This is a genomic window from Micromonospora peucetia (assembly GCF_900091625.1).
Lineage (GTDB): Bacteria > Actinomycetota > Actinomycetes > Mycobacteriales > Micromonosporaceae > Micromonospora > Micromonospora peucetia.
Genome location: NZ_FMIC01000002.1, coordinates 6,052,999 through 6,069,918, shown reverse-complemented (window position 1 = coordinate 6,069,918; position 16,920 = coordinate 6,052,999). Strand labels below are relative to the sequence as shown.

At 74.3% G+C, this 16,920-nt stretch carries 12 protein-coding genes; 4 read left to right on the top strand and 8 right to left on the bottom strand.

The window, feature by feature from the left end; all coding sequences use genetic code 11:
- Positions 1-4: 4 nt before the first annotated feature.
- Positions 5-388, top strand: coding sequence for a VOC family protein (locus GA0070608_RS27380; RefSeq protein WP_091631536.1), 384 nt, complete (start codon positions 5-7; stop codon positions 386-388).
- 451 nt (positions 389-839) lie between these two features.
- Here GA0070608_RS27380 and GA0070608_RS27375 read toward each other — a convergent pair whose 3' ends face one another.
- The 7 genes from GA0070608_RS27375 to GA0070608_RS27350 form a co-directional block, all read right to left on the bottom strand.
- The gene (locus GA0070608_RS27375) at positions 840-2,570 is read right to left on the bottom strand and encodes an ATP-binding protein (protein ID WP_091631534.1); all 1,731 of its coding nucleotides are present in this window, start codon (positions 2,568-2,570) and stop codon (positions 840-842) included.
- 6 nt (positions 2,571-2,576) lie between these two features.
- Positions 2,577-4,028, bottom strand: a complete 1,452-nt coding sequence (locus GA0070608_RS27370; protein WP_141719559.1) for a VWA domain-containing protein — start codon at positions 4,026-4,028, stop codon at positions 2,577-2,579.
- A 35-nt stretch (positions 4,029-4,063) separates the two neighbouring features.
- The gene (locus GA0070608_RS27365; protein ID WP_091631530.1) at positions 4,064-6,292 is read right to left on the bottom strand and encodes a serine/threonine-protein kinase; all 2,229 of its coding nucleotides are present in this window, start codon (positions 6,290-6,292) and stop codon (positions 4,064-4,066) included.
- Entirely contained in the window at positions 6,289-7,158 is an 870-nt protein-coding gene (locus GA0070608_RS27360; RefSeq protein WP_091631528.1) for a hypothetical protein, read from the bottom strand. The genes GA0070608_RS27365 and GA0070608_RS27360 overlap by 4 nt, the downstream gene beginning before the upstream one ends.
- Before the next feature lie 14 nt (positions 7,159-7,172).
- Positions 7,173-8,117 (bottom strand): transporter substrate-binding domain-containing protein, encoded by a 945-nt coding sequence (locus tag GA0070608_RS32870; RefSeq protein WP_218107595.1) that lies wholly within the window; start codon positions 8,115-8,117, stop codon positions 7,173-7,175.
- 137 nt (positions 8,118-8,254) lie between these two features.
- Positions 8,255-9,655, bottom strand: coding sequence for a hypothetical protein (locus GA0070608_RS32865; RefSeq protein ID WP_176733858.1), 1,401 nt, complete (start codon positions 9,653-9,655; stop codon positions 8,255-8,257).
- A 247-nt stretch (positions 9,656-9,902) separates the two neighbouring features.
- A complete protein-coding gene (locus tag GA0070608_RS27350) occupies positions 9,903-11,141 on the bottom strand; it encodes a PucR family transcriptional regulator (protein WP_091631525.1) in 1,239 nt (412 codons plus the stop codon).
- 84 nt (positions 11,142-11,225) lie between these two features.
- Here GA0070608_RS27350 and GA0070608_RS27345 point away from each other — a divergent pair, with 84 nt between their 5' ends.
- The 3 genes from GA0070608_RS27345 (at position 11,226) to GA0070608_RS27335 (ending at position 14,902) form a co-directional block, all read left to right on the top strand.
- Positions 11,226-12,317, top strand: coding sequence for a ferredoxin reductase (locus tag GA0070608_RS27345; RefSeq protein ID WP_091631523.1), 1,092 nt, complete (start codon positions 11,226-11,228; stop codon positions 12,315-12,317).
- Positions 12,318-12,332: 15 nt separating this feature from the next.
- Complete coding sequence (locus GA0070608_RS27340; RefSeq protein ID WP_091631521.1) at positions 12,333-13,475, top strand: fatty acid desaturase family protein; 1,143 nt, start codon at positions 12,333-12,335, stop codon at positions 13,473-13,475.
- Between the two features lie 254 nt (positions 13,476-13,729).
- The gene (locus GA0070608_RS27335) at positions 13,730-14,902 is read left to right on the top strand and encodes an alanine--tRNA ligase-related protein (RefSeq protein WP_091631518.1); all 1,173 of its coding nucleotides are present in this window, start codon (positions 13,730-13,732) and stop codon (positions 14,900-14,902) included.
- 271 nt (positions 14,903-15,173) lie between these two features.
- Here GA0070608_RS27335 and GA0070608_RS27330 read toward each other — a convergent pair whose 3' ends face one another.
- Positions 15,174-16,745, bottom strand: coding sequence for a pectate lyase family protein (locus GA0070608_RS27330; protein WP_091631515.1), 1,572 nt, complete (start codon positions 16,743-16,745; stop codon positions 15,174-15,176).
- Positions 16,746-16,920: the final 175 nt, after the last annotated feature.

Below are 16,920 nucleotides of genomic sequence, written 5' to 3'. Positions count from 1 at the left end.
TCTCATGAGGGCACAGGATCACCTCCCTGGGCGGCCCCACCTCACGGTCATCGACACGGCCGAGGCGATCGCCTTCTACATCGACGTCTTCGACGCCGTCGCGATCGAACGGGAGTGCCTGCTCGACGGCCGCGTGCTGCACGCGGAACTGGCCGTCGGCAGCCACCGCCTGACCGTGAGCGAGTGGCACGAGGCGGGGGCGCCGGCCGCGGCCGAAGGCCGGGACGATGTGTTGACCATCGAGCGGGCCGACCCGGAGTCGGTGCTGCGGCGGGCGGTGGCCGCCGGTGCCCGCGTCGAGCCGCCGGCGGACCCGTCGCACCAGGTGGCGCTGCGCGATCCCGCCGGCCTGCGCTGGACCATCGTCGGCCCGCGGCTGGCGGCGTAGGCGAATCTCTGCCGAGCCCGCCGCTTCGTCGGGCCGAGTCACGTGGCGGCGCCCGCGCTCGGATGGCACGGGCGCTGCCATGTGGTGCCGCGAAACCGGCGGTCCGCAGCCTCCTTCCGGATCCGTCCGCCACGCCATGAGTCGCTCCACCGTCGGGCGAGCGTCAGCCGGTCGGCGTGGTTCGGAAAATCCTGCTCGGAACAGCGCTCCCGGGCCAATTCCCGGATGTCCCGGTGACGATCGCGAAGTGGGCCTGTGAGACGAAGCGGTCGAACGAAGAACATTGGAGGTTGGCCGCAATGTCGGCCACCTACCTATGTCCGTTGCCGGTGGCGGAATTGGCGGCGCGTACCGCCTGAGGTAACCGTCGGAACCGGCCACCACGACCGATCCAACACCCTCCCGTGATCAGGTCGGGGCCATCCGGTGTGACTGCCGGCATCCATGGCGGTCATCGCCGCGCCCGGGTGCGGTGGGCGGTGCGGGTGCGTACGGCGAAGAAGAGCGCGGCGGCCCGGCGGACGTCTCCCGGCCGCCGCGGATCCGTGGCGATCTCGTGCAGCAGGTCCCGGTCGGCCCGGTCCGCCGCCAGGGTCGTCAACAGCGAGAAGCACTCCCGCGCGGCGTCCCGGCCGGCCGGAGCGTCCTGCCCCGCGGACCAGTGGGTGAGCAGCGCCGCCAGGACGTCCGCCCGGAACGACGGCGTGCCGGCCCCGGCCGTGCTCCGTCCGGCGAGCAGGTGGCCGGCGGCGATCGCCCCGTCCGGCTCGGCCAGCCGGGCCCGCAGGAAGGCCGGTGCGACGGCGGCCCGGCTGATCGCCTGCAACGCGACGAACCGCGCCGAGCTGGTGTTCATCAGCGTCACCCACTCGTCGGGCCGCCAGTCGCGGGCGAGCGGCCCGGCTGCCAGGTATTCCACCAGGCTGGGCCAGACCGATGCCAGGGCGTGCCGGTCGGCCCGGAAGAGGTCGGTGGCGAGCAGCACCTGCCGTACGCGCGCGGACCAGTCGGGCAGCACGGCCGCCGGGGGAGCGGGGGCGTGGGCCGCCGACCAGTCGACGACCGCCGCCACCGGGTCGCCGCCGGCGACGGCGGCCGTCGCCGCCACCTCGACGAGGTCGGTGTGCCGGGTGGAGAGCCAGTCGGCGACCGCCCCGCCGTCCGGCGGGCGGCGACGCAGCGCCTCGCAGGCGGCGTCGAGGCTGTCCCGGCCGCCGCGCAGCAGGGCGCGGACGAACTCGTCGAGCAGGGCGGCCGGGCCGGGCTGCGGGGCCGCGCCCGCCTGCCCGCTCTCCCAGACCAGCACGGCGATGGTGGCGGTGAGCGGGTTGTGCACCGGGTCGGTGATGCGCTGGGCGTGGGTCCAGTCCAGGAACCCGCGGGCGGTGGCACCGTCCGGGAACCAGCGGGCCGCCAGCAGCGCCACGTCGGCGTCGGTGAAGTGCGCCAGGTGGTACGCCGGGTAGCCGTCGCTCAGCACGGCCAACTCGTCCTCGGCCAGGTGCCGGGTGGTCACCAGGACCCGCCACGGCCTCGGCGTGCCGGACGGGCCGGGGGAACGGGCCAACTCCGCGAGGCGGTTGAGGACGACGGCCCGCTCGTCCGGGTCGGCCACGGCGTCGAGTGCGTCGACGCAGACCAGCCACCGCCGGCCGGGGGCGGGAGGCTGCTCCACGTCGAGCGGGGCGCCGTCGCCCGGGTACGCCTCGGCGAGCGCGGCGGGCAGCGGCTGGCGCACCAGGGCGGCGGCGGGCAGGCTCACCAGCACCGGCCCGGGCGGGGAGCGCCGGCGCCGGCCGCGCCCGGCGAGCCACCGCCGCGCCGACCGGGCGCTCTCGTACCGGACGAGTGCCGTCTTTCCGCTGCCCGGCTCACCGATCAGCAGTATGTTGCCGGCGCCGGTGAGCAGGTCCGCCACGTCGACGCCGTCGCCGGCCGGGGCGAGCCGCGGCACCGCGCGGCGCGGAACGTACACCTCGGACAGCGGCTTGACGTAGCCCCCGAATCGGTGCGGGTGGACGATGCCGGCATCCGCCTCCCGCCGCCAGAGCGGGCGCAGCGAGGTCCACCAGCCGCGCCGGCCCCGGTCCCGGGTGTGGCGGCGGACGGCGACGACCGCGGTGGCGAGCGCCAACGTGCCGCTGACGACGCTGGCGACCTTGTCCGAGAGGTCCAGGTCCATCGGCGGTCAGGACCGGCCGGCGCCGGGCCGGTCCGCCGACAGGTGGTGGGCGCCGCACCCCTCGCAGTACGCGCCGGTCTGCTCGTCGCCGCAGTGCCGCCACGGCGCGGGCGGTCCGGCCGGCGCGGCCCGCTGCGCGGGCGGTTCCTGCGGCCCCCACCGGGACGTCTGGTGGGCCAGCACCAGGGACGACTGCGTGAGCCGGGCGTCGACGTCGGGCTTGAGGCGGACCCGGCCACCGGCGGCGTCCAGGACGTCCACGACGCGGGTGAGCAGGGCGACGTCGTCGTCCCGGCCGGTGGCGTGGGCGAGCGCGACCGCGCGCCCGAGGTGCTCCTCCGCCTCGGCGACCCGGCCCGCCCGGGCTGCCGCCAGCCCGCGCTGGACCGCCGCCGCGTAGTCCTGCTGGCGGGTGTAGTACGCGACGCTCTCGTTGATCTCCGAGTAGCGCAGGGCGTCCTCGGTCCACTCCACGGTGAGCGGCACCTCGACCGGCGTGGTGTCCGCGCCGGCGTGGACGCTCAACCAGCCGATCCGCCGGCGTGCCCCGGGCGCCATCGCGTCGACCTCCAGGGCGACGTGGTAGTCCCGCTGGTCGTGCGGGCTCCACGCGCCGACCGGGTAGTCGGTGGCCAGCTCGCCGGCCGGCTCGCCGCGCCCGCTCAGGTCGGCGAGCGCCGGGTGCACCTGCTTGACGAAGCGGACCCGGGCCAGCCCGGTGGTGCGCACCCGGAGCCGGACGTCGGGGACCCGCCGGGACATCGCGCGGGTCAGCACCGCCCGGAACTCGCCGGTGAGCCCGGTGAGATCCTCGACCGGTACGACGGGGTTGGCGCCCAACGCCTCCGCGATGCCCAGCAGCTCCGCCGCGTCCCAGTCGTGCACGCCGTCCGCCGAACCGATGGCGCGGCAGTCGACGGTGAACCGGCCCACGCAGTCGTCGACCGCCGCCCGCAGGTCGGCGGGGCGTTGCGACTCGTTGCGCCCGTCGGTGAGCAGGATGACGTGCCCGATCGCGTCGGGTCGGGTGGCCAGCAGCCGGCGGGCCAGCAGCAGCCACGTGCCGATGGCCGTGCCACCGTGCGGTGCCACGTGCCGCAGCGCGTTGCGGGCGGCGGCGCGGGTGGTCTCGTCGGCGACCGCCAGCCGCCGGTCGCCCGGGTAGACCATCGTGGCGAGGGCGGTGCCGGACACCACCGCGAACGCGACCCCGTCGGGCAGGGCGTCGACGGCTGCGGCGGTGGCCTGCCGGGCGGCGCGCATCTTGGCCTGAGGCGCCCCCATCGAACCGGAGGAGTCGAGCAGGATCACCTCCGCGAGGCCGTCGTGCCGGACGTCCGCGTGGGCCGGTTCCTCGCCCCGGACGGTGGCGACCACGTCGAGGACCGCCCCGTCGGCGGGGAGGCACTCGGTGTGGTGCACGCTGAGCCGCAGCGGCAGATCGTTGGCGGGGGACACGGATGACCTCTTTCCGTCGGGGTCGGCGGCCGGGTTCACCACCACGTCACCGGCCGGTACGCGTTGGCCAGCTCGACGAGCGCGATCCGCTCGCCCCGGTCGGCGGTGCGCCGGGCGCGCGACCGGCACCGGTGCTCGAACGCGCGACGCAGGGCGTCCTCGTCGAGCCGGTGACCGAACAGCCGCCGGCCGCTGCGGCGCCCCTCGGCCAGGTCGCAGTCGAGCGCGATCCGCAGGATGTGCGCCTCCACCTCCTCGCGTTCCCCGAACGGGGGCAGCTTGTCGACCATCGCGGCGGCGTCGAGCGCGGCGTCGAGCCGGTGCCCGTCGTCCGGCGCGTCGAGCAGGATCCGCACCGCGCAGGTCACCGCCACCGTCGAGGCACGGGACGACTCCGGCACCCTCAGCAGGGCGTCCGCCGCGCTGCGCGCGTCCGTCGTCGCCAGCAAACAGCGGGCCAGCCCGAACGCCGCGGCCACCACGCCCGGGTCGGCGTCCCACACCCCCCGGTAGTGGTCGGCGGCCGTCCGCGGGTCACCGTCGAGTTCGCAGGCCACCGCGTACGCGAGCCGGGTGGACACCTCGCCGGGCAGCCAGCCGTAGACCTGTCCGAAGCGGCGTCGGGCGGTGGCGCCGTCCCGCCCCACCAGGGCCACCAGGCCGCGGTGCCACCACAGCGACCAGTCCCGCAGTTCCTCGGGGAAGCCGGCGAGCAGCGGCCCCGCCTCGTCCACCCGGCCGGCGGCGAGGTGGGCCCGCACGGCGCGGTAGGTCACCTGTGCGGTCTGCGCCGGTGCGGTGCGCAACAGCTCGATGAGCTCGGCCGGGTCGGCGGGGCCGAGCGAGGCGAGGAACCCGGCGGCCGGGTCGGAGCCGTCGACCAGGGGCATGGGAAGGCCGAGCATGATCTCCACGACGTCGAGGGTGTCGCGGTCGGTGTGCAGGGCGAAGGCGCACGAGGAAGGACTGAACAGGGTGGACCGGGTCGGCCGGGGCACGCCGTCCGTCGCCGAGCTGACCTGCCGTCGTACGCCCCGGACCTGTTCGCGCATCTCGGCCGCGGCGGCGAACCGGTCGTCCGGTTCGGTGGCGGTGGCGCGGGCGACCAGCCGCAGGAACGGGTCGAGGCGCGCGGGCACGGGCAGCCGCAGCAGGTCCTGCCCGGGCGGGATCCGGGTCACCTCGGTGGACCGGGGCACCAGGGCCAGCGCGGCGAGGGTCCGGCCGACGGTGTAGAGATCCGAGCGCACGCTCGGACCCGCGGGCCCGAGCCGCTCCACCTCCGGGGCGGTGTAACCGACGGTGCCCCACGCCGGGCTCACCGTGTTGTCGATCCGGCGGGCCGCGCCGAAGTCGACCAGCTTGATCGGGTCGTTGGCGCCCTGGCCGCCGACCCGCATCACGTTCTCGGGCTTCAGGTCGCAGTACAGCCAGCCCTGGTCGTGCAGGTACTCGAAGGCGTCGAGGATCTGCACGGCGTAGCCCAGCGCCTGCGCCACGTCCACGGCGCAGGACCCGCCGCCGGGGCCGGCCGCGCTGCGGGCCTCCTCCAGGGTGCCGCCGTTCACGTACTCCATCACCAGGTAGCCGGCGTCCCGGTCGGACTCGGGCCGCAGCGCGTGGGTGATGGTGACGATCCTCGGGTGGTTCAGCGCGATCAGCGCCTGCCGTTCGGCGACGAACGCCGCGATGGCCTCCCGGTCCTCCGGGTTGCGCTGCCCCTTCAACACCCGCCAGGCGCCGTCCATGTCCTCGTCCCGGGCGAGGAACACCCAGCCGACCCCACCGTTGCCCAGGCAACCCTCGATCCGGTATCGCCCGGCGCGCAGGTCGCCGTCGGCCAGCGGCGGAGTGAAGGAGTACCGGGTGCCGCAGTCCGGGCAGAACCCGGCGATCCGGGGCAGCCGGCGACGGCAGCTCGTCCTGGCGCAGTAGCGGGAGTGTTCGGGGACGACCGCCTGCGACACCACCGCCGTCAGCGGGTCGTGGGGCCGTGCGGTCGGCAGCACGGCCGGTCGCTCCCACGGCCGCGACGTCGTCCGCAGCGGCCGCGGGTCGAACTCCGGCGTCCGGCCCGCTCCGGCCCCGGCACCGGGCTCCGCGCCCACGTCGCCCGCCCCGCCGCCCGCCCCGATGCCGCCGCCAGCCCCGACGACGCCGCCCGCGCCGGCTCCGACACACTCGTGTCCCCACAGCCGGCAGAACCCGTCCTGGTCCACCGTGCCGGGGCAGTTGCGTTCCGCGCAGCCGCGGCTCGCCGTCATCGCGTACCCCCGTTCACGGCCTGCTGGTAGGTGCGCACCGCCCGGCTGGCGGTGGGCACGGCGAAGGCATCGGGGCGCAGCGCGGCCAGCGCCTCCCGGTAGGCCCGTTCGACCTCCGGGTGCTCGGCCCGGCCCTCGTCGGCGGCCTTCTGCCGGTACGCCTCCAGCCGCCCGGTCAGCTCCACGTGGCAACCCCGGCGCAGCCGGCGCCGCGCGGTGTCGGTCCGCTCGACCGCGCGGTCGACGGCGGCCCCCAGCGACCCGTCGTCCCGTTCCGGCTGGACGTCCCCCCGCCACCACTGGCCGCGGCCCGCCGTCTCGGCGGCGGCGAGCCGGTCCAGCAGCCCGTCGACCGCGAGCGCCGCCAGCGGGTCGGTCCCGTCACCCAGCCCTTCGGCGGTGGCCTCCGCCGCGAGCTGCCGGAGTCGGTCCACCGAGGAACGCAGCCGCTGCGCCCGGACCGCCAGCCGGTCCCGACCGTACGCCTCGACGATCCGGCGGATCCGGGCGACGTGCTCGCGGGCCGCGACCAGGATCTCCTGGACGGCCATGGCCTCCACCTGCACCGGCTCGCCAGTGGCCGCGGTGAACCGGACCTGGCACGGGTCGGCCAGCAGCCGGGCCAGGGCCTGCTCGCCGGCCCCCGTCGACCGGGCGACGCCGTCGAGGTCGTCCACCAGCCGGTCGAGGGCCAGCGACAGGCAGCCGAGTCGGTGCAGCAGGTCCCGGGCCTCCTGCGCGGGCGCCGCGGCCGGGCCGTCGGGCTGCCGGAAGGCGTCCGTGACCAGTTGCTGCACGTCGAGCAGGTGCTCGCAGACCCAGGTGTGCGCGGCCAGGGTGGCGTCGAGGCGGTCTCGAACGGCCATTCATCCACCGCCCATCAGTCGGCCGGCCGTGCGGGGCCCGGCGCGGGGTCGGGGGGCGGCCAGACCCTGGTCGGCGGCTCCGGCGACGGCATGCCCCGGTCCCGGTGGCCGGCGAGCCACCGGTCGTGGGCCTGCTGCCACACCTTCGCGGTACCTGGCTGCGCCAGCACGTGGTTGACGAACGCGACCAGCTCCCGGCCTTCGGTCAGATGGAACGCGAAGGCGTGCGGCTCGTCGGTGAACCAGGTGCAGTTCTCGTCGCGGTGGTAGGAGCAGGACCGCCGGTCCGGCCGGGGCGCTTCGGTAACCAGCATCGTGTCCGGGGCCATCCGGGCGAAGCCCAGCAGGATGTTGTCGTCGGTGCTGACCCCGTCGACCTGGCCCTGACGCAGCATGACCAGGCAGTCGATCGGGTGGACGGCTCGCACCGGGACCGGCTGCCCGCCGGCCGTGGTGCGGTAGCCGGCGATCATCGCCAGCGAGGTGGTGTTCGCGGCGGCGCAGACCCGCCGGCCGCCGAGCTGCTCGATGCCCGCGAACTCGGGCGTGCCGTCGGTGCGCCTGCGGACCAGCACCGTCTGGCCCGAGTCGAGGTAGTCGTTGGAGAACAGCACCCGCCTCGCCCGCTCGCAGGACGCCGTCAGCGAGGTGGCGACGACGTCGATCTCGCCGTTCTCCAACATGGTGAAGGCGCCCTGGCCGGGCGGTACCGCCTTGAAGGTGAGCCGGCCGCGTGGGTCGTCGGCAGGCCAGAGGGCGCGGGCCACCGCCAGCATGAGCTCGATGTTGAAGCCCTCGAACCGCTGGCTGCGGGCGTCCCAGTGACTCATCGTGGCGTCCGACGGGTCCACGCCCGCGACCAGTTCGCCCTTGTCGACGATCCGGCGCGGGGGCGTCGGGTCCGGCGGAAGACTGCGGCGCACCGGGCAGACCCCGCCGGTCGCGTCGGTGGTCGGCACCGTCGCCACCCCCGGTGGCCGGGGCGGGGGCGCGGGAGTGGGCGGCATGGGCGCGGTGCATCCGGCCAGCGCCGCCAGGAGCGCGGCGAGCGACGCGGCTCGGCGTCGGGTCCGCGTCGGAGTCCGCCGTGGTGCGGTCACTGGTACTCCAGGTAACGCTGGCGCAGCCCGGCGACCACACCGGCGGCGGCGAGCAGGGTGACCCAGGCGGCTGCGGCGCCCAGGTGGCGGCGGGCCTCGGGCAGGTCGGCGACCATCCGGGAGACCTCCTCGTTGCGGGTGGTCAGGTCGGTGAGCAGGTGCCCCTCGGCGGCGACGAAGGCCCGGCCCGCCGATCCCCCGCCGAGCACGGTGTCCACCGCGCCGCGGAACGCGTCGGGTGTCCGGCTCTGCCGGGCGGGCCAGACCGTCTCCTCCAGGTCGGTGCAGTCGATCCGGTCCCTGGGCGGTGCCGGCCCTCCGGCCGGGTCGAGACAGAGGTCCCGACGGTCGAAGTCCGCCTTGTGCCCGGCCGGGTCGACGCTCGCGCCGAGCCCCAGGTAGACGTCGGCGCGGCCGGCCAGCAGGCTGCCGAGCCGCTGCTGGGTGGCGCTCTGCGCGTCGATCGCCCGTTCCAGTTCCGGGAATCCCCGGTCGGCGGCCGGCCAGTGCCACCACGACGAGACCAGCATGGCCAGCACGGCGGCGGTACTCACCGAGGCCAGCAGCAGGCCGGCGTTCAACCGGCGCCGCGTGCGCCGGTGCAGCCACACCTGCGCCACCACCAGGGCGGCGAGGGTCGCCAGCGGCACCAGGACGGACGCGGCCAGCCATCCGCGGGCGTCGGCGCGGGCGTCGAGCAGCAGCCTGGTGTCGTAGTTCCACAGGCCCTGCGCCGCGGTGAGCAGCTCGGTGGACATGTAGTGCGACGCCTCCCGCGCGTAGGCCGAGGCGAGCACCGCGCGGGCGGCCGGACTGCCCGTTCCGGCCTGCTCCGTCGCCCCCGCCAGCGGGCAGGGCTGCCGGTTCCCGGTGGCCGCCGCGGGGAGCGGACCGGCCACCCGCAGGGCGGCGCACACCACGTCGCGGTAGACCTTCAGCCGGGCGGCGATCGTCGCCAGCCGGGTGAGCCGGTCCGGGTCACCGACGGCGTTGCCCATCGAGTCGGTCAGCGTGCGTTCCACCTCGTGCACGGACGCGTCGTAGGCGGTCACCAGCGAGGCCCGTCGGTCCTCGGTCGGCGGGAGCAGGAAGACAGCGCTGGCGGCGACGTCCGCGTCGGCGAGGCCCTGGTAGATCTGCCGGGCGGTCGTGCTGGTGTCCACGGCGGTCGCCGCGGACCGCTCGCCCAGCGTGGTGGCCGACGGGTGGGACCGCACGGCGACGGTGGCGGTGGCGGCCAGCGCGACGAGCAGCACGGCGCCGCTGAGCACGATCAGCGTCGGGGTCGTCCGGAGCGTGTCGCGGAGCCGGCCGGTGCCGCCCGGGCGCGCCGGCCGGGTCCCGGTGGCCGGGGCTGTCCGGTCGGTTCCGGGCCCGTCCCCCGTGTGCGACGCCATGCCCCGTCCTCCCGTTCGCCGGGGCCCGTCCGGCGGCCTTCTGGCGGAAGGCGTCGTGATACCGGAGCCGGCCCCGTTCGCCCCGCCGAGCGGGCCGCCGACGGCCCGCTCGGGAAGCCGGTAGCCGGGTGGGTGATCGCGGGCGGGGGAGGCACCAGGGTGACACTCTCCGTGCACGGGCGGTACGCCTATGTCCGGTATCTGACCTCAGCGTCATCGAGCGATCACGCGGAGCGGTCGTGTCCGGTCAGGGCGGTGTCTCGTCGGCCTCGGCCCGGGGTGGGAAGGCCAGGGCGAGAGTGAGGTCGAGGACGGTCGCCGGATCGGTGAGGCGCTCGCCGTACAGCTCGCGGAGCTTGCCCATCCGGTAGCGGACGGTCTGCGGGTGCACGAAGAGGCCGGCGGCGACGTCGTCGCGCCGGCCCTGGTGCAGCAGCCAGGAGCGCAGCGTCTCGGCGAGCCGGTCGGCGGTGCCGGGCGGCAGCGACGCCAGTGGCGCCAGGACCCGGGCGCGCAGGTCGGCGAGTCCCTCCGGGTCGGTGCTCAGCACCAGTTCGGCGAGGTGTTCCTCGGTGTCCAGCGCCGGCCCGTTGTCGGCCGGGCGGAGGCCGAGCGACAGCGCCCGGACCGCGCGCTGGTAGGAGGAGGCCACCTGCGCCCAGGGTCGGGCGGGGCCGAGCACCGCGCGGCGTCCGTGCAGCACCCGGGCGAGCTGTCGCCGCCGGTCGCCGTGCGTGTCGGGCACCAGCAGCACCGCCAGGTCCTCGCCCGCCCCGCCTGCCGGCGGGTCGTCGCCGCTCTCCAGGGTGTGCGGGTGCAGTCGCGCGAGCGTGGCCCGGAGGTTGGCCCGGGGGAGCAGGACGACGGTGAGGGTCTGCGGAGGCGGCCAGTCGGCCGACTCGGCACTACGCAGCAGCACCTCCTCGGGCTCCCCGGCGAGCAGCCGCTGGGTGAGCCGTTCCAGGTTGCGCCGCCGGGCCCGCCCGGCGCTGGCCAGTTCGTCGGCGTGCCCGGCCACACTGGCGGCGGAGAGCTCGTCGATGTACGCGAACAACAGCTCGGCGAACTGGGCGACGGTGGCGGCGGAGAGCCCCCCCTGCACGGTGGTGGTGGACATCTCCCGCCAGGAGACCCGGGCACCGACGCGGTACGCGGCGAGCAGGGCGTCCATGCTCCGGCCGGAGCGCGCCTCGCCGCTGCCGAGGGCGTACGCGGCCTCCAGTGCGCCGACGAGTGGGGTGCTCGGGTCGTTGCCCTGGGAGCGACCGATGAGCTGGAGGAACGTGCCGAGCGCGATCTGCACCGCCGTTTCGATCTTCTCGCGCATCTGGCCGGTCAGGGTGCCGGAGTAGCTCGGCACCTCGGCGGTGATGGCGGTCACCGTGCGCTCGGCGAGCAGGGGCAGCCGGTCGTGCAGCGCGCCGGCCACCCCGGCGTCCAGCTCGAGGCGGGCCGCGCGTCGGGTGGCCTTCGAGCGTTCCGACACGTTTGTTCCCTCCGCACAAAATGCCTCGTCCGGTTCACCTTCCGAGGTCAAGATTTTATGCCATTCTGCCGCGACCATCGAATCATGACCACCACCGTCCCGCACCCCACCGGGAAGGCGGCCCTGCGGGGCCGGATCCTTCGGCTGGCCGCGTCGGTCACCACCCCGCTGCTGCCCGACGACTACCTCGACCTGGTCGCGCCGCTGCGCTCCGGCGCCGACCTGCGCGGCCGGATCCTCGCCGTACGCCCCGAGACCGCCGACGCGGTGACGCTGGTGATCCAGCCCGGCCGCGACTGGCGCGGGCACACCCCCGGGCAGTATGTCCGCCTCGGCGTCGACGTCGACGGCGTACGCCAGTGGCGCGCCTACTCGGTCACCTCGGCCCCGGCGCGCCGGGGCGGGCCGATCTCGGTCACCGTGAAGGCGATCCCGGACGGGGTGGTCAGCAACCACCTCGTGCGCCGGACGCGGCCCGGGACGGTGGTCCAGCTCGACCAGGCCCAGGGCGACTTCGTGCTGCCGGGCCGGCCGCCGACCCGGGTGCTCTTCGTGACGGCGGGCAGCGGCGTCACCCCCGTGATGGGGATGCTGCGCGCCGACGTGCTGGGTGGCGCCGACGTCGTCGTGGTGCACTCGGCGCCCACCCCGGCCGACGTGATCTTCGGCGTCGAGCTGCGGGACCTGGCCGAGCGGGGCGCGATCCGGCTGGTGGAGCGGCACACCGACACCGACGGGCTGCTCACCGTGGGTGACCTGGACCGTCTCGTGCCCGATCACCTGGACCGGGAGACCTGGGCCTGCGGCCCGACCGGCCTGCTCGACGCCCTGGCGGCGCACTGGACCGCCGGGGGGTGCGGCGAACGGCTGCACACCGAGCGGTTCCGGCCCACCGTCATCTCGCCCGGCGAGGGCGGCACCGTCACCTTCGCCCGCTCGGGCGTCACCGTCCAGGCCGACGGCGCCACCCCGCTGCTCGACGCCGGCGAGAACGCCGGGGTGCTGATGCCCTCGGGCTGCCGGATGGGCATCTGCTTCGGCTGCGTCCTGCCGCTGCGCCAGGGCGCGGTCCGGGACCTGCGCAACGGGGACCTGACCACGGCGGTGCCCGGGGACGGCGTCCGCATCCAGACCTGTGTGTCGGCCGCGGCCGGCCCCTGCGACATCGACCACTGACCGGGAGCACCTGACGTGACCACGATCCAGAACAAGCCCGTCAACCCGATCGCCCACCTCAGTGCCGAGGACATCGAGACCATCGGCAAGGAACTGGACGCGATCCGCGCCCGGGTGGTCGCCGACCGGGGCGAGCGGGACGCCGCGTACATCCGCAGGGTCATCTCGACGCAGCGCAAGCTGGAGGTGGGCAGCCGGGTGGTGCTGCTGTTCTCCCTGTTCCCGCCCGCCTGGATCGTCGGCACGGCCGGCCTGACCGTGGCCAAGATCCTGGAGAACATGGAGGTCGGCCACAACGTCCTGCACGGCCAGTGGGACTGGATGCGCGACCCGAAGATCCACTCCACCACCTGGGAGTGGGACCACGTCTCGCCGGCCGACCAGTGGAAGCACTCGCACAACGAGCTGCACCACACGTACACCAACGTCATCGGCAAGGACAACGACCTCGGCTACGGCATCATGCGGGTCGACGAGGACCAGCGGTGGCACCCGTTCCACCTGGGCCAGCCGCTGTGGAACTTCATCAACGCCTGCTTCTTCGAGTACGGCATCGCCGCGTACGACCTGGAGCTGGGGCGCAACCTGCGCAAGGGCCGGCACAAGAAGCCGGAGTTCCGGGCCCGCGCCAAGGCGGTCGGCCGCAAGATCCGCCGGCAGGTGCTCAAGGACTACGTGCTGCACCCGCTGCTGTCCGGACCGTCGTTCCTGCACACGCTCGCCGCCACCTTCACCGCCAACCTCCTGCGCAACCTGTGGAGCCACTCGGTGATCATGTGCGGGCACTTCCCGGAGGGCGTGGAGACCTTCTCCAGGCGTTCGATCGAGGGCGAGACCCGCGGCGACTGGTACCTGCGGCAGATGCTCGGCTCGGCCAACATCAGCGGCAGCCGGCTGATGCACATCATGACCGGCAACCTGTCGTACCAGATCGAGCACCACCTCTTCCCGGACCTGCCCAGCAACCGCTACCAGGAGGTCGCCCCCGAGGTGCGGGCGCTGTTCGACCGCTACGGGCTGAAGTACACCACCGGCTCACTGCCCCGGCAGGTCCTCTCCGCGTGGCGGAAGGTGTTCCGGCTCTCACTGCCGAACCGCAAGACGCCCCAGCGCGCCGACGACCGTCCCACCCCGGCCCTCGTGTCCGCGGGCGCCTGAGCCCGTCCCGGCGCCGCCGCCCGCGAAAACGCGCTGGGCGGCGGCGCCGACGTGTGCGTACAGTCGGGGGCATGGAGATCAGGCGTTTCTTTGCCGCCGCGGCCGCACGAGCTTCGCGCTCGTCGGTCGTCGCCGCCTGACCTCACCATCTCCCGCCGGCGACCGGAAACGGTCCGCCGGCTCTCTCGTCGCGTCAGCCCCGCCGGTCCCCGGCGGCGGACCTTCCGGTCGCTCCACCCGGAAAGGCCACCACCATGACGTACGACCCGATCAGCCGAACCTTCCTCGACTTCTTCCGTGAACGCGGCCACGAACTCGTGTCCGACGGCTCCCTGATCCCGCCGCCGGGCGACCCGGTGCTCTTCACCACCTCCGGGATGCACCCGCTGACCCCCTATCTGGAGGGGCGGCCCCACCCGCTGGGCCGACGGCTGGTGAACGTGCAGCGCTGCCTGCGCACCACCGACCTGGACGAGGTCGGCGACTGCACCCACCTGACCCTGTTCCGGATGCTGGGTTCCTGGTCGTTGGGCGACTACGACCTGCCGCGCAGCCTGCGCTGGGGCTACGAACTGCTGCGCGACGGCTTCGGCATCGACCACGACCGGATGCACGTGACGGTCTTCGGCGGCGACGAGCAGGTCGGCCCGGACGAGCCGTCGCTGCGTACCTGGAACGAGCTGGGCCTGCCCGTGGAGCTGACCGGGGCGGAGAACTGGTGGTCCAACGGCCCGACCGGGCCGTGCGGACCCGACACGGAGATCTTCGTCTGGACCGGCGACGGCCCGCCCCTGGGCACCCCCGGCACCGACAGCCGGTGGATGGAGGTCTGGAACCACGTCGGGATGCGCCACCACCGGCACCCCGACGGCCGGCTGTCGCCGCTGCGGCAGCCCAACGTGGACACCGGGATGGGTCTCGAACGGCTGGAGATGGTGCTGGGCGGGCACCGCTCGGTCTTCGAGGGTGCGGGTCTCGTGCCGTGGGTACGCGGCGTCTCCGGCGGGTGGGGTCTGCGGGACGGGTCGCTGCGCCTGGTCGCCGATCACCTGCGGGCGAGCGTGGTGGTCATCGGTGACGGCGTACGACCGTCGAACACCGGCCGCGGCTACGTGCTGCGCCGGCTGTTGCGCCGGGCGCTCACCACGCTGTGGCGCGACGACGCCTCCCGGACCCTGTCCGACCTGCCGACCGGCGCGGTGCGGCACACCCTCGACGGGTTTGGGCAGCCCGGCACCGTTGACGAGGTGCGCGACGTGTTCTCCGGCGAGGAGCGGCGGTTCCGGGAGTTGCTGCGGCGCGGGCGGCCGGTGGTCTCCCGACGCCGGTCCCGGGGGCCGCTGACCGACGAGGACTACCGGGACCTGCACGACACCCACGGGCTGCCGCGCGACCTCGTCGACGGACTGCTCGCCGAGGTGAGCTGACCCGGATTCTGGCGAGCGCCCGCCCGTGAGCGGCCGGAGCCGAGGGCCGAGGGCGAGGGCTGGGGGCAGGGGGCAGGGGCCGAGGGCCGGGGGCGAGGGCCGGGGGCAGGGGCGGAGGCCGGGGCCGAGGGCGAGGGCCGTCGTGTCTGACGGCCCTCGCCCCCGCCCGGGTGATCAGTGGCGGCGGTGGTCACGGCGTCGATGCCGGGTGGTTGCTGCTGCCCGGCGGTCCGGGAGCCGCGGGTCCCGGGCGGACAACGGGACCGCGCTGCTACCCGGCGTAGGTTTCGAACTCGGCGACCTTCGGCGCACCGGTCGAGCTGGTGATCCTGAAGGTGATCTTGGTTAGCGAGGTCGCGGCGAAGGTGATGACGCCCGCCCCGCTGCCGGCGGCCAGGACGGCGCCGTTGCCGTGGTTGACCACCTGCCAGGACCCGATGCTGCCCTGGGTGCCCGACGGCTCGCGGATGACGACCCTGGACACCGTGGTGGCGGAACCCCACTTGATCGAGATGTCGCCGGTCGCGCCGGCCGGTGACCAGTGGGTGCTCAGGTTGCCGTCCCGCACGTTGCCGTAGCTCGTGCCGCTGGCCTTGCTGGAGCCGTCGGAGCCGGCCCCGATGCTGAGGTTGGTCCCGCCGGGCTGGGTCGGTCCCGGTGTGGGGCTGGTGGGGCCCGGTGTGGGGCTGGTCGGCCCGGGCGTGGGGGTGGTCGGCGTCGGTGCGGGCGTCTGCGGCGAGCAGTTGCCGTCCGACTCCCGCAGACCCGTGTTGGCGCCGGCCGTCTGGCGGACGATGTCCGGCACGCAGTTGGCACCGTCGAGGCGGTAGGAGTACGGGATGCTGACGGTGGTGTTGGACTGCGGGTTGGGACCGGCGGGGTTGTTGTCGCCGCTGCGGCTGGACCAGGTCACGTTGTCGAAGGTGTTGCCGGCGACCTGCCAGTAGCCGGCCTCGCTGGTGTAGAAGGTGCCCAGGACGTCCTTGGAGTTCCGGAAGTAGTTGTTCTCCACCTTGGCTCTGGCCCCGGCCCGGGAGTTGATGCCGGACTCGCGCAGGCTCACGTAGGAGTTGTTGTAGATGTGAGCGACGCCGCCCCGCAGCAGGGGCGTGCGGGAGTCGATGTTCTCGTACAGGTTGTGGTGGAACGTGACGAAGCCGTTCGAGCGGTCGCTCTCACTGGACCCGATGAGGCCGCCACGGCCGGAGTTGCGCAGGATGCTGTAGGACAGCGTCACGTACTGGGTGTTGTCCTTCATGTCGAAGAGTCCGTCGAACCCCTCCGACTCCCCGCCCGAGGCCTCCAGGGTGGCGTGATCGACCCAGACGTTGCGGACGTTGCTCTCCATGCCGATGGCGTCGCCACCGTTGGACGTGGGCGAGCCCGACTTCTTGACGTTCCGGACGGTCACGTTCCGGATGATGATGTTGCTGGAATCGCGGATGTGGATGCCCAACTGGTCGAAGACGGCTCCGCTGCCGACCCCGATGATCGTGACGTTGCTGATCTGCTTGAGTTCGATCACGCCGTCGGCGGTGCTGCAGCTTCCTCCCGACACCTTGCTGGTGTTGCCGTGGTTGATGGTTCCCGTGACCTCGATGATGATCGGGGTGCTGCTACTGGCCCGACCGCACAGGGCCGCGTGGATCGCGGTCCCCGTGCTGGCCCGCACGGTCTGCCCGCCCGCGCCGCCGGTGGTCCCGCCGTTCTGGGTCGCGTAGCCGGTGGCGCTGCCGGCCGCTGCCGACGCCTCGGATGTCGGCAGGGCCGCCACCCCGATCGCGGCCCCGACGGCCGTCGTGGCCAGGGCCACCTTGAGCCGCAGTGCGACTGGTCGTCTCATCCTCGCCTCACCTTCGTCTTCGATCGCTGAGTGTTGTTGCCGCACACCGTTGGTCAGGTCGGCGGGCCGTCGAGGCTGCCGACCTTTCGCCTGCCGGCGAGCGGATCGTCTGGTCGACCCGGGCGTGGAAAGCGCTTTCCCGCAGAGAATAGGGAGACATCGATGGACATGGCAA